Source organism: Sphingopyxis sp. FD7 (assembly GCF_003609835.1).
Classification (GTDB): Bacteria; Pseudomonadota; Alphaproteobacteria; order Sphingomonadales; family Sphingomonadaceae; genus Sphingopyxis.
Map to the genome: position 1 here is coordinate 1,068,580 of NZ_AP017898.1, position 13,445 is coordinate 1,082,024.

The 13,445-nt window shown below is 66.6% G+C and carries 9 protein-coding genes; 5 read left to right on the forward strand and 4 right to left on the reverse strand.

From position 1 onward, the window contains the following. The first annotated feature begins 130 nt into the window (after positions 1–130). The 5 genes from SPYCA_RS05015 to SPYCA_RS05035 all read left to right on the forward strand — a co-directional run bounded on the left by SPYCA_RS05015 (position 131) and on the right by SPYCA_RS05035 (position 5,815). On the forward strand, positions 131–574 hold the full coding sequence (locus SPYCA_RS05015) for a TadE/TadG family type IV pilus assembly protein (RefSeq protein ID WP_120219186.1): 444 nt from the start codon (positions 131–133) through the stop codon (positions 572–574). A 2-nt stretch (positions 575–576) separates the two neighbouring features. Beyond that, entirely contained in the window at positions 577–2,205 is a 1,629-nt protein-coding gene (locus tag SPYCA_RS05020; protein ID WP_120219187.1) for a TadG family pilus assembly protein, read from the forward strand. 118 nt (positions 2,206–2,323) lie between these two features. Further along, positions 2,324–3,220 (forward strand): PAS domain-containing protein, encoded by an 897-nt coding sequence (locus SPYCA_RS05025; protein WP_120219188.1) that lies wholly within the window; start codon positions 2,324–2,326, stop codon positions 3,218–3,220. Between the two features lie 149 nt (positions 3,221–3,369). Beyond that, a complete protein-coding gene (locus tag SPYCA_RS05030) occupies positions 3,370–4,563 on the forward strand; it encodes an acyl-CoA dehydrogenase family protein (RefSeq protein ID WP_120219189.1) in 1,194 nt (397 codons plus the stop codon). 112 nt (positions 4,564–4,675) lie between these two features. Continuing rightward, a complete protein-coding gene (locus SPYCA_RS05035) occupies positions 4,676–5,815 on the forward strand; it encodes an acyl-CoA dehydrogenase family protein (protein ID WP_120219190.1) in 1,140 nt (379 codons plus the stop codon). Positions 5,816–5,973: 158 nt separating this feature from the next. Here the strand turns inward: SPYCA_RS05035 and SPYCA_RS05040 are convergent, their stop codons facing one another. From SPYCA_RS05040 to SPYCA_RS05055, 4 genes are all read right to left on the reverse strand, one after another. Continuing rightward, positions 5,974–8,463, reverse strand: coding sequence for a TonB-dependent receptor domain-containing protein (locus tag SPYCA_RS05040; protein ID WP_120219191.1), 2,490 nt, complete (start codon positions 8,461–8,463; stop codon positions 5,974–5,976). Positions 8,464–8,465: 2 nt separating this feature from the next. Next, positions 8,466–9,401 (reverse strand): FecR family protein, encoded by a 936-nt coding sequence (locus SPYCA_RS05045; RefSeq protein ID WP_120219192.1) that lies wholly within the window; start codon positions 9,399–9,401, stop codon positions 8,466–8,468. Then, positions 9,391–9,912, reverse strand: a complete 522-nt coding sequence (locus SPYCA_RS05050; protein WP_120222152.1) for an RNA polymerase sigma factor — start codon at positions 9,910–9,912, stop codon at positions 9,391–9,393. Before SPYCA_RS05050 ends, SPYCA_RS05045 begins: the two co-directional genes overlap by 11 nt. A 233-nt stretch (positions 9,913–10,145) precedes the next feature. Continuing rightward, complete coding sequence (locus SPYCA_RS05055; RefSeq protein ID WP_120219193.1) at positions 10,146–13,361, reverse strand: autotransporter outer membrane beta-barrel domain-containing protein; 3,216 nt, start codon at positions 13,359–13,361, stop codon at positions 10,146–10,148. Between the last annotated feature and the right edge of the window lie 84 nt (positions 13,362–13,445).

Sequence of the window (13,445 nt, forward strand, 5' to 3'; positions counted from 1 at the left end):
CTTCGGCAAAAGGCCGCGGTCTGGGGCCGATTGCTCCGTTCGTTGCGGGCCCATCCTTATGTAAATTGCGCAAAATCGGTGGAGCGCTGCCTCGACGCCGATTTTACGCCGCGCGGGCAAGCTGCCCGCCATGACAGGTTCGACCCGATTTCCGCGGCGCGTCCGCCCGATCGCCCTGACTGGTGCGACCCTGGCGCGCGGGGAGCGCGGCGCCGCCATCGTCGAAATGGCGCTGGTGCTGCCGCTGCTCCTCGCGTTGCTGATGGGCATTCTGGTCTATGGCCATTATTTCATGCTCGCGCATATGGTGCAGCAGGCGGCGAACGATGGCGCGCGTGCGGCGATCGTCGGCCTCGATGCCGCCGACCGGCGCGCCGTGGCCGAACGCGCGGTGGCGCGCAGCATCGACCCGGCGGCGGGCACCCACAGCGTCGCCGTGTCCGAAAATGCCGAGGCGATCACCGTCGCCGTCACCTTCACCGCCGCCGAAGATGCCTTTCTGCGATCGACCTTCGTTCCGGCGCCCGATCATGTGATCGGCGCGCGGGCGACCTTTGAACTGCCGGTCGATTGAGCATGGCGATCCGGTCGCTTCCCGAAGCGCTGATCCGCTGCCGCCGCGCGGGAATCAGCATCACCGCGGCGCTCGCCATGCCGATGCTGATCGGCGCGGCGGCGCTCGCGGTCGATGTCGGCTCGCTCCATCTCGACCGGCGCAAGCTGCAGGGCATCGCCGACGCCGCGGCGCTGGCGGCGGCGGGTCGCCCCGGCGAGGAGCGCGCGGCGGCCGAGCGGATCATCGCCGCCAATTGCACCTGCGTCATCCGCATCGAGACGCTGGCGGCGGGCACCTACACCGCCGACCCGGCGCTCCCGGCCGAAGCGCGCTTCGCGGCGGGCGGGGGTTCGCCGAACGCGGTGCGGATCACGCTGTCGCAGGACCGGCCGCTGTTTTTCGGCGGCTTCCTGACCGGACGACGCGACAGCATCATCCGCGCCACCGCTACGGGCGCGCGGCGCGGCTATGCCGCCTTTTCGCTGGGGTCGCGCGTCGCCGCGCTGAACGGCGGCGTGGCCAATGCGCTGCTGTCGGGGCTGACCGGCAGTGAGGTCAACCTGTCGGTGATGGACTATGATGCACTGGCGAGCACCGACATCGACCTGCTCGCCTTTTCCGAAGCGCTGAGGACCGAGATCGACGCCGATGTCCTGACGTTCGGTCAGACGCTCGACAGCCAGGTGACGCTACCGCAGGTGGTGTCGGCGCTGGCGAGCGCATCGAGCGGCGATGCGGCGACGGCGCTCGAGCGGATCGCGGATGCCGCTTTGCCGCGCAGCCTGATCCCCTCGCGCGCGATCGACCTTGGCCCGCGCGCGTCGAGCATTCGCGTCGATGCGGCGAACCCGGTGAAGGTCAATGCGCTGAGCCTGCTGCGCACGATGCTGCTCCTCGGCAGCGCGGAGCGGCAGGTCGACCTGTCGCTCGCGAGCGATTTGCCGGGCGGATCGGGCGTCGACGTCGCGCTGCTGATCGGCGAACCGCCCGCCGAGTCGCCGCTGATCGCGGTGACCGATACCCATGATGTGGTCATTCGCACCGCGCAGGTGCGGCTGAAAGTCGACACGCGCGTCGCGACCCCGCTGGCGAGTGTCCATATCCCGCTGCTCGCCGAACTGGGGTCGGCCTCGGCGCGGATCACCGACATCGATTGCGCGCCGAACAGCAGCGCCGCGGTGACGCTCGCTGTTGTCACCTCGCCCGCCATGGTGGCGATCGGGACGGTCGACGATGGCGATTTCGCCGACATGCGGCGCCCGCTCGACCCGGCACCCGCGCGCCTCGTCAAGCTGCCGCTCGTCAGCATCGACGCGCGGGCCGAAATGACGCTGGCGGACCTCAATGAAAAGCCCGTCGCCTTTTCACGCGGCGAGATCGACGACGGGACGGTGAAGACGGTGTCGAGCAGCGGGCTGGTCGCGGGCGCGGCCGAATCGCTCGCCGACGATCTGGAACTCGACGTCAATGTGCTGGGGCTGGGGCTCAACCTCGGCGCGCTGACCACGGTGGTCGGTGAGGCGGTCGCGCTCGCCGCGCCCGTCCTCGACGGGGTGCTTGGTGACCTCACCGGCCTGCTCGGCCTGCATGTCGGGCAGGCCGATACGCGGGTCAACGCGCTGCGCTGCGGCCGTGCGCGGCTGGTGTGATCCAGTGCGTCACGGCGCCATTTCGGACAGTTTTGCCATGGTTTTCCTCCTGTTTCGACCGAACGCCGTCTCGAATGCGCTATAAGGCGATGGTGCTGGCCGGTTATCGGAGGGCGACGTGGCGACGATACAGGAACCGCAACGGGTCTCGGCGGCGGATTTCATCCGCGGCTTTGCCAATTGGCGATTGCAGGCGGCGCGCAAGCCCGTTGTGGTCACGCATCACGGCAAGGACGCGCATGTGCTGATCTCGCTCGACGATTATCGCCGACTGGACGGTGGCGACGCGCGCGACATCGCCGCGCGGGGCGACGCGTTGCAGGCCTCGCACGCGGCACTGGTCGAATCGATCCGCGACGCGGTGATTCTGATCAACCCGGCCTGGCAAATTGTGGCGATCAATCCGGCGGGGTGCGACCTGCTCGAACGGTCGGCCGCCGCGTTGCTCGGTGAAGCGCTGGCGGCGACGCTGCCGGGGCTTGAAACAGGCCTGCTCGCCCATCGTCTCACGCGCCTGATCGATCATCGCGAGCGGTTTTCGGGCGAGATTCCGGGCGTAGTGCGTCCGGGCCAGTGGCTGCGCATCGATCTGCTTCCCGTTCCCGCGGGCGGCGCGATCATCCTGCGCGACGTCAGCGCGGCGATGGAGGACCATGCCGCCGCCGACGCGCGGCGTGCTTTGTTGCAGGCGATCGAGGCCGACGGGGCGATCGGTCACGCGCGCATTTCGGTGCGCGAAACGGTCGAGAGCGCCAATGCGGCGCTGATCGCGATGATCGGCGTTGATGCCGCGGCGATCCGGCGGGTGCGCTTTTCGGCGCTGTTGCCCATCGGGCATCGCCAGCGCTTTGTCGAAGCGCTGGAATCGGTGTTTCGCACGGGCAACCCCGAACGCATCGCCACCGAGCTGGTGACGCGCGAGGGCGCGGTGCTGCCCGTCACGCTGTCGATCGCCGAAATCCGCGGCGCCTATGTCAGCGAAGGCGCGATGATCGTCGTCACCGCCGCGCGCTGATTCGTCCATCCCGGTGCACGGGGCCGCTGCTGGACAAGCCCCCTGTAAAGCGCAATCATCGATCGCGAAGCGTTGCGGGTTGCAACTTGCCGTTTACGTAAAGGTGAGCGCTCGATATAAGGGCGCCAGTGCCCAGTGGGAGAATCGATATGGACATGGAGTTCAGCCCCGAAGACCTGGCCTTCCAGCAGGAAGTGCGCCAGTTCATCGCCGACAATTATCCCGCGGAGCTTCGCGGCAAGCAGGACGAGGGCGAAGAGCTGTCCAAGGAGGATTTCCTCTCCTGGCACAAGATACTGTATAAAAAGGGCTGGATCGCGCCGGCGTGGCCGGTCGAATATGGCGGCACCGGCTGGACGCCGACGCAGCGCTTCATCTGGTCCGAAGAAACCGCGCGCGCCGATTGCATCCGCCTGATGCCCTTTGGCCTCGCGATGGTCGGCCCCGTCATCTACACCTTCGGCACGCCCGAACAGAAGGCCCACTTCCTGCCGCGCATCCTGTCGGGCGAGGATTGGTGGTGCCAGGGCTATTCGGAACCCGGCTCCGGCAGCGACCTTGCCTCGCTCCGCACGACGGCGGTGCGCGACGGCGATCATTATATCGTCAACGGGCAGAAAACCTGGACGACGCTCGCGCAGCACGCCGACTGGGGTTTCTTTCTTGTCCGCACCGACAAGGATGCGAAGCAGCAGGAGGGCATTTCCTTCCTTCTCATCGACATGAAATCGCCGGGGATCACGGTGCGCCCGATCATCACGCTGGGCGGCGAGCATGAGGTGAACGAGGTGTGGCTGGAGGATGTCCGCGTCCCCGTTGCCAATCGCGTTTACGAGGAAAACAAGGGCTGGACCTGCGCCAAGTTCCTGCTCGCGCACGAACGCACCGGTATCGCCGGCGTCGCCGCGTCGAAGCGCGGGATCGAGAAGGTGAAGGCGATCGCGCGCACCGAACTCGACGGCGACAAGCCGCTGCTCGCCAATCCCTTCTTCAAGCGCAAAGTCGCCGAGCTGGAGGTCGATCTGACCGCGCTCGAGTTCACCGAGCTGCGCAGCCTGGCCGGCGCCAATGCGGGCAAGGGACCGGGGCCCGAATCGAGCCTGCTCAAGATCAAGGGCAGCGAAATCCAGCAGCGGCTGACCGAGCTGACGCTCGAAGCCGTCGGCCATTATGGCGCGCCCTATTTCCGCGGTTTCGGGGAGGGCGACAACGAGCATCCGATCGGGCCCGACTATGCCCATCGCGCCGCGCCGACCTATTTCAATATGCGCAAGACGACCATCTATGGCGGGTCGAACGAGATTCAGCGCAATATCATCGCGAAGATGGTGCTCGGCCTCTAATCGGAAAACGGACGTCATCCCGGCGAAGGCCGGGATCTCGACCTCTCGCCATGACGCGGCGGCGAGAACCCGGCCTTCGCCGGGATGACGATCAAGTTCAGGAACGACGATAATGGATTTCACCTACACCGAAACGCAGGACATGATCCGCGACACGCTGGCGCGCTTCCTTGCCGACACCTACGACTTCGAGTCGCGCCAGAAGTTCATCAATAACGAGCAGGGCCGCGATCCCGCGATCTGGACCGCGCTGGCGCAGGAGCTGGGGATGCTCGGCGCACCCTTTGCCGAGGAACATGGCGGTCTCGGCGGCGGTGCGCTGGAAAATGCGATCGTCATGGAGGAACTGGGCAAGGTCATCGCGATCGAGCCCTATCTGCCGACCGTCGTGATCGCGGGCGGCGCGCTGAAGGCGGTCGGCGGCGCGCAGGCCGACGCGGTGATCCCCGAAATCATCGCCGGCAATGCGATCGTCGCCTTTGCCTATGCCGAACCGCAGGGCCGCTATGACCTCGCCAACCTCAAGACGAGCGCCAGGAAGGATGGCGCAGGCTATGTCCTGAACGGCCACAAAAGCGTGGTTTATGCGGCGCCCTGGGCAACGCATCTGCTCGTCACCGCGCGCAGCGGCGGCGGCCAGCGTGACAGGGATGGCGTTTCGCTGTTCCTGATCGACGCCAGGCTACCGGGCATCGTCCGCCGCGACTATCCGACCGTCGACGGCAACCGCGCGTCGGAGATTTATTTCGAGAATGTCGCCATCCCCGGCGATGCGCTGCTGGGCAGCGAGGGCGGCGCGCTGCCGCTGATCGAGCAGATCGTCGACGAAGCCACCGTGGCGGTGTGCGCCGAAGCAACGGGCGTGATGCAAAAGCTGCACGAAGGCACGCTCGAATATACGCAGCAGCGCAAGCAGTTCGGCGTGCCGATCGCCAAGTTCCAGGTGCTCCAGCACCGCATGGTCGACATGTTCATGGAGGTCGAACAGGCGCGCTCGATGACAATCATGGCGACGCTCAAGCTGGGCCTGCCTGCGAACGAGCGCATGGCAGCGGTGTCGGCCGCGAAAAACAAGGTCTCGCGCGGGGCAAAGTTCGTCGGCCAGAACGCGATCCAGACCCACGGCGGCATCGGCATCACGCAGGAACTGGCGATCGGCCATTTTTTCAAGCGCGCGACGATGATCGAGAGTCAGTTCGGCACTGCCGACTATCATATGGATCGCTACGAACGGATCGCCCTGACCGATTGACGGAGTCGTCTTTCGACCGGAAGCTGCCCTCAACTCTATCGTCATCCCGGCGAAGGCCGGGATCTCGCCGGTGCGGTAAACCGATAGGGTGAGATCCCGGCCTTCGCCGGGATGACGGATAAGGGAAAGGCCGGAATCCACCCCAATGCGGACATTCGCTAATAAGCCACGTCCACCGCGATGCGGAGCGTGCGGGGGCGCAGCGGGGTCAGGAATCCCGCATTGCCCTCGACGAACGGCGTGCCGAGCGAGAAGCGATTGCCCCGCGAATCGAACAGGTTGGTGAGCGTCAGCGACAGGCCGCGGCGGTCGTTGCCGATGCGCATCGCAAGCCCCGTATCGACATAATCGCCCTGGCTTTCGCCGAGCAGCGGGCCAATGCCGAGCCGGGACGGGCCGATATAATTGGCCCAGCCATTGATGCGAAAATCCTCGTCGCCGACGTTGGTGGCATAATTTATCGAGCCGCGCACGGCATGGCTGGCAACATTGGGAATGCGTCCCAGCCGCGCGGGCGCCGCAGCAAAAACGGGCAGAATCTCCGGCGACAGATCATCGACGCGGCTGTGGTTATAGACGGCGCCCAGCTCAAAGGTCAGCGCGGCGGTCGGCCGCATCGCGAGCGCCCCCGACAGGCTGGTGATACGGCCGTCGCCGATATTGGCGGTGGTCGGAAAGCCGTTGCTGTCGATGAAATCGGCCTGGATGTTCTGCCAGCGGCTGTGCGAGACGGACAGGGTCGCGTCGAGCAGCGTCTGCTTCCGGTCGCCGAAGCGCACGCCCGCTTCCCACGTCCGGACCCGATCATTCCTGAAACGCCGCACGAAATTGCCGTCGATGGCCAGCCCGCCGGGGCGGAATCCCTCCTGATAGCGCGCGTAGAGACGCAGATTGTCGAGCGGCATCGCGAGCAGCGAAGCAGAGGGCAAGAGGTCGGTTTCGTGCCGCGACGCCGTCGTCGCGCGCTCCGCCTCGGCGAGCGCGAAGGGCACATCCTCGGCCATGCCGCCAAGCCGCACATGCGACAGCCGCAGCCCGCCCGAGGCGACGAGGCCCGGAAGCAATTCCCTGGTCGCTTCGGCAAAGCCCGTCCATTCGGTGACGCGGTTGGTCACGCCTGGCAGCGGCGTGCGGAGCATTCCATAGGCATATTCGCGGTCCTGACGCGCGCGATTGGCGATGAAGCTCGCTCCGACGACCCAGCCGAACCCGTCATGATAGGGGCGCCAGATCCGGTTTTCGCTGGCGAACATCCGCGTCACATTATGTTGTTCGAGCCGCCGCGGCACGTCGCGCGACGGGGTGATGTCGATCGGCGCAAAGAGGCGCCGGACGTCGACCATGCCGACGGCCGCACCCGGTCCGGCACCATCGAGTTCGCCGCCATGCGGCAGGCTGGCATCGAAGCGTTCGGACAACCGGTGGTCGATAAAGGCGTTCGACGACTGAAAGCGCAAATCGCCCCAATCCTTCATCACCACGAGCGTTCCAAGGCCGTACCGCGTCTTCGCCGGTTGCTCGATCATCGAACGGCGGGTGAGCGGCGCCGTATCCTTGTCGGCATATTGCGCGTCGTCGGAGGTGATCGACTGATAGATGCCGCCGATGTCGACCGCCCAGCCGTCGCCTGCCTCGATCCGAAAGGTGCCGCGGCCGCCGCGGATATGGGTACGGTTGACGTCCTTCTGTCCGCGCAGCGGGTTGTCGATATAGCCGCCATCGGTGATCATATAGCCGACAAGGCGCAGCGCATGGCCGTCCTCGCCAACCGGCAGGTTCGCAATGCCCGCGATATCGCCGCCGGGATCGCCATGCTGGGTCAGCGCGACGCCCGCGATCGCCTGAACCGTCGGGCCGCGCGGATCGGGCGCTTTCGGGACGACGCGAATGATCCCGCCGAGCGACCCCGCGCCATAGAGCGTGCCCTGTGGCCCTTCGAGGATTTCGACATTGTCGATGTCATAGAGGCGCAGGTCGGGGTCGGGGGCGTTATAGCTGAGGCGAATATCGCCCAGATACTGGCCGACGGTCGCCTGCGTCGGCCCCGTGAAACTCGAATCGGCGATACCGCGAATGAACAGCTTGTTGCGCCCCGAACCCAGATGGGTCGAGGAAACGGTGGCGGTGCGCGACAGGATCGAATCCATCCCGCGCTCGCCGCCGAACGCCAGTTCGCCGCCATCCAGTTGGGTGACGACACCGGCAAAATGCGAATAGGGAAGGTCGGTTTTCGACGCGGTGACGATGATCGTATCGGCCGCGGCGGCAACCACCTCGTTCGCGGGTTCGCGCGCGCGCGGCTGAGGCAGCTGCCGCGGCGCGGGCGCGGCGCGGGCGCGCTGCGGAGCCGGGCGACGTTCGATGCGCCAGCTCGTCGCACTGACGCGGACGGCGTGCGCATCGGTTCCGGCGAGCAGGCGGCGGATCGCTTCGTCGACGGGCATCCGCCCGCGCACCGACCGGACGCGCGCTTTCCACAGCCGGGCATCGGCGACGCTGATGCTGACGCCGCCCTGTCGGCTGATCACCGGCACAACGGCCGACAGGCTGCCGCCGCGCACGTCGAAGGCGCGTTCTTCGGCTGCTTTCGCCTGCATCGGCAGGCAAAGCACGATCGCTGCTGCGACAAGGCCGAGGCGCCTTTCCATCGTCAGCGGGTCAATATCCAGCCTTCGCCGCGCCGTTCGGCGCGTGTTCCCGACAGGGCGGCGAGGTCGGCGACCGTGCGGCCGCGGTCCTTGTCGACGATCAGCGCGCCGCGGAACGACACCGCGGCCGCGTTGGGCGCGATACGGATCTGAATTGCCGCCGTCCGGCGCAGATCCTCGGCGACGACCGACAGCGGCGCGCCATTATAGACGAGCAGGCCGCTCCGCCAGCCACCGACGTGGGCAATGTCGACGTCCTTCACCACTGGCGGCGCACTGGCGCCGTCGCGCGCGTCGAGTCCCTTGCCTGCGGTCAGCCGGACATTGTCGCGGTCGGGATTGTAAAGGACGACGCCTTCGGACACCGCAACCGATGTCGTCCGGTCACGCCGCACGACGTTGAACGCGGTGCCCAGGTCGACGATCCGCGCGCCGCCCGTCTCGACGACAAAGGGGTCGCCGTCGCGGTGCGCGACGCGGAACATCGCCTCGCCCGATTCGAGACGCGCAAAGCGCGGGCGGTCGTCGTCGATCTCGATCACCGAACCGCCGTTGATGTCGATCGTCGATCCGTCGGCAAGGGTGATCGCGCGATGTTCACCCGCGGCGGTTTCGATACGGCCATCGCTTCCAAGCAGGCCGGGCACCGACAGGCCGACGGCGCCGATCAAGGCTGCGGCGATGGCGCCGCCGAACCAGCGCCGCCGCGACAGGCGGCGCGGCGGAGGCGCCTCGGCTATCATTGCAATCGGCGGGGTGCGCGGCAGCGCATCGAGATCGCGGTCGAGGCTGGCGATCGCATCATAGACTGCGGCATGGCTCGCGTCTTCGGCCAGCCACTCGGTAAAGCCGTCCCAATCGTCGAAGGCCGGATCGCGCTGGCGAACCAGCCAGTCGATCGCGCGGGCTTCGGCGGCGCGGTTCGGTTCATCCGGCATCGAACTGCCTCCTCAGCGCGGCGAGCGCGGCATAGACTTTGCGAAGATCGGCTTCGACGGTGCTCAGGCTGACCCCCATTTCGCGGGCAATCTCGCGCTGCTGCACACCATCGATGCGAAAGCGGCGAAAGATGCGCGCGGGCCTTTCGCCCGTTGCCGCGATCGCCGCGTCGGCGAGCGCGAGTTGTTCGCGCGAGATCAGCGACGCCTCGCTCGACGGGCTGTGCATCGCGGCGCTCTCGCCCCACGCCTTGTCGCGAAGGTCGCGCCGGTACGCCGAGCGGTAGCGATCGAGCATCAGATTGTTGGCCGCGCGCATTACATAGGCGAGCGGATCGGCCACGGGCCCCACGCCGCGTTCGGTCAATCGCATCCACAAATCCTGGAACAGATCTTCGGCGCTGTCGGCGGCGCCGCGCATTTCCAGAAACCGCAGGATGCGATCGCGATGGGCGAGCAATACGCCTTCAATGCCCTGCAAGGCGTCGCTCTGATCGCGCGGCTCGGTCATGACTTGTTTGCTTTGGAACGCCATTTCTTGCCGGAACAGGCCGCATCGCCCCGCGGCAAAAAACCCTTTGAGCTTGCGGTCATATAACGCCGATGGTCGGCCACGCAACTGCGCGGCGGGAAAAGGAAAGAGGTCGGCGGCAAGCATCTGGCGTGTCATTTCCTGAAACCAAGGCAAGGGGGAAGCGGGGTAGGGGATCCGCTTCCCCCTTGCGGACGGGTCGGTCCGGGGGGCTAGAGACCGACCCGCAGGCTCGCACGGAACGCCCAGCCGACATGGCTTTGCTGTTCTTCCGCTGACAGTTCGCCGGCGACCTGAAAGGCCGAATTGCCGGCGATGCCGCGAAGGCGGCCGACCCAGCCGCTCGTGCGATCATCGGGAATCAGGGTGAAGGGCGTGCCATCCTTGAACGAGGCAGTCGTCGCGCCCAGCGTGCCGCTGACGATCTGACGGCGCCCGCCTTCGAGCTCGAAGCGTGTCCAGCCGTCATATTCGTCGGCGCCGCCGAACTCGAGGCCGAGCGTCACCGTGCCCGTCACCGCCAGCTCGTCGCTGTCGCGATCGAGCACGGTGAGGTCGAGCGCGTCGCCGCCACCCGTTTCCTGATAGCCGTCTTCCTGAAGCTTGTAATAATCGACGGCGACCATCGGACGCAGCGTCAGCCCGCCGACGCGCGTATCATAGGCGACCGAGCCCGACGCCGACCACAAGGTTGCGTCCCACTTGCCCTTCATCGTTTCCTCAATATCCTCGGCGCCTGCTTCGGCGCGGAAGATACGCGTGCCCTTGAGCTTCACCGGGGCGCCCGACACGCGGGCGTGCGCCATGAAGCCGTCGGAGCGCAGGCGCCAGTGCAGCGCGCCTTCAAACTGGCTCGTGCTCACCTCATTGGCGTTGCTGCCATTGCTGTCCTTGCCACTGAGAAAGGCGATCGAGCCGCCGAAATTGCCGACATCGCTCTCGATTTCGGCGCCGAGCGAAATGCCCCAGCCGCTGACGTCATAGCTGGCGGTGTTGCCGATGCCCTTCGACGTGCCCCACACCGCCTGATTGACCCAATAGCCCCATTTGCCCTCGTCCTGATACGGTGCATTGGGGTCGAGAAGGTGGCGGGCGAGCGCGCGCGAACCCGAGGTGACGGTTTCAAAGACGCCGCCTTCATGTTCGGGCAGCATCTGCTGAAGCTGGGCGCGGAACTGATCGCCGTCCGTAATGCCGAGGAAGACGTCTTCGATCTTCTGTTCGGCGACGACCGCGTCGAGCACAGCGTCGAAAGCACGCCCTTCCGAGCGGTTGAGGCCAAGCTCGTTCACGCTCTTGCGCTCGACATCGACGATCAGCTGGGTGGCCGTTGATGTGAGCGTGCCCTTGTAAAGGAAGGGAAGGAGTGTCTGCGACGCGGTCAGATTATTGGCGCCGGTGATGGACCCGGCGGTGAGCACGATATGCTCGCCCTCGGCTTCCTCGATGCTCGACAATTGAAGCGCGAGCTTCGATTCGGCGCCGAAGCTGGCGTTTCCGGTCACTTGCAGTGCGGTGCCCGTGCTGCCTGTGTCGAGCATGACGCCGAGCACGCCCTTGTCGGTCACGGCGAGCGATGCGATCGTCGCGGCGCCGCGCACATCGAACGCGCCGCCGCTGACCGACACGGCCAGTCCCGACGAATTGGCAAGCGTGCCGGAAAATACCGAGGTGCCGCCGATCGTCAGCGTATCGGCGCCGCCGCCGAAGTCCGCCAGCCCGTTGAACTTCGCCGTCCCAGCCAGCGCCATCGTGTCGGCGCCTGCGCCGAAACGCGCGTCGCCGGCATAGGTAGCGTCGCCCGACAGCGCGAAACGGTTGTTGCCGGAGCCGAAAAAGCTGTCGCCCTTCACCGACCCGTCGGCGATGTCGAAAACATCGTTTCCGCTGCCAAAGCGCACGTCGCCAACGATGCTGGGGGCGGTTTTGTCGGCTGCAACCGCGGTCTGCCTGACCGTCGCGCCCGCGCCGTTCGCCGACAGGTCGATCGCGATATTGCGGTCGGAGGTGGCGGCCGCGCCGCTCGCGCTGATCGCGCCGCTGTTCTCGACCATATCGACATTGCCCGACAGGTCGACGATGGCGCGCGCGGTGCCATTGTCGCCGCCGGTCTTGGCCGCGATTGTGCCGCTGTTGCGGATCAGCGCGACATCGGCGCCCGCTCCGACGATCACCGCGGTCGCTACGGCGCCCGACGCATTGCCGCCGGTGGTCGCCTCGATCTTGCCTGCATTGCGCAGTTCGGGGGTCGAAGCGCCGCCGCCGAAGCGGATTGCCGTCGCCGCGGCGTCCTTCGATTGCGCCGCGACGCTGCCGGTCGCGCCGATGCCGACGCCGCCGGCGATGGTCACCGCGCCGCCAAGCCCGCCGATCTGGATCGCGTTGCCGTCCTTGCCCGCGTAGAGCCCGTTGCCGAGCACCGAACCGTCGATGATGATGCCCAGCCCGGTGCCCGTTCCCGCAACGGGGCCAATCGCGACATCCCGGTCGGCAGAGCCGATCCGAACGGCTGCTGCCGATCCAAAGGCGCGGACCGCTGCCGATCCTTCCTTGTCGTCGTCGATGCCGTCCTTGTCCTCATCCTTGTCGGTCGGGCTCGAATCCTTGGGCGGAACCGCGAGAATGATGCCGCCCGTCACATCGCCTTCGACCGCCAGCGCGGAGCCGCCGGTCAGCAGGTCGTCGGCATCAAGCTTCGAGGGATCGGCGGGCGGCGTGGTGAAGCGATAGCCGGTCGCCGTAAGATTGCCCTGCACGACGAGCGCGCCGCTAATGTCGCCGCTGAGCCGCGCGGCGATCGCATCGACGCCGGTGGCGGCGATCGTGCCGGCGAGACGAACGTTGCCGGTGACGTTCTGAAGCCCGACGCCCAGCGCGCGGTCGCCCAGCACGCTGATCGTACCGTCATTGGTGAAGCCGCCCGTCAGCGGGCCGCCGAGCCTTATGCCCGCCGAATCCTTGCCCTCGATCGCGATCGCGCCCGAATTGACGATGTTGCCGGTAAAGGCGCCCGCGGTCGCGATGCCGACGCGATTGCTGCCAATCGCGAACGGCCCGTCGAGGTCGCCGTCATTGTCGATGTCGGTCGCGGCATAGGTTTCACCGATCGTGATCTTGCCCGACGCGCTGTTGGTGATGCCGCCGGTCATGCCCGCATTCGCCAGGATGCCGGTCGCGCCATCGATATTGCTGAACTCGATCGTGCCTTCGTTGACGACCTTGTGATTGCTGTCGATCGTGACGGCAGGGCCGGCGACCGTGGGCTTGATCGACCCGGCCGAGGTGACCTTGATGTCGTCGGGCGCCCCCGACTTGATCGTCGACGTCCGCACCGGCGCCGTCGTCGCGGTGCTGATCGTCGTTTCGGCGGAGGCGGCGGTCGAGATAAGGGTGGCCAGACAGGTGGAGGCCAGCAAGGTCTTGCGCATCGGGTTCCTCTTGAAATCGGGCCGGGAGGCATCCCGGCGACAATCACAAGACGGAGCGCGATGGCGTGAACCTTGGAAAAAATA

Coding starts and splice junctions, on each gene's coding strand:
- SPYCA_RS05015 (WP_120219186.1), top strand. CDS start 131: ATGACAGGTTCGACCCGATTTCCGCGGCGCGTCCGCCCGATCGCCCTG.
- SPYCA_RS05020 (WP_120219187.1), top strand. CDS start 577: ATGGCGATCCGGTCGCTTCCCGAAGCGCTGATCCGCTGCCGCCGCGCG.
- SPYCA_RS05030 (WP_120219189.1), top strand. CDS start 3,370: ATGGACATGGAGTTCAGCCCCGAAGACCTGGCCTTCCAGCAGGAAGTG.
- SPYCA_RS05035 (WP_120219190.1), top strand. CDS start 4,676: ATGGATTTCACCTACACCGAAACGCAGGACATGATCCGCGACACGCTG.
- SPYCA_RS05040 (WP_120219191.1), bottom strand. CDS start 8,463: ATGGAAAGGCGCCTCGGCCTTGTCGCAGCAGCGATCGTGCTTTGCCTG.
- SPYCA_RS05045 (WP_120219192.1), bottom strand. CDS start 9,401: ATGCCGGATGAACCGAACCGCGCCGCCGAAGCCCGCGCGATCGACTGG.
- SPYCA_RS05050 (WP_120222152.1), bottom strand. CDS start 9,912: ATGACCGAGCCGCGCGATCAGAGCGACGCCTTGCAGGGCATTGAAGGC.
- SPYCA_RS05055 (WP_120219193.1), bottom strand. CDS start 13,361: ATGCGCAAGACCTTGCTGGCCTCCACCTGTCTGGCCACCCTTATCTCG.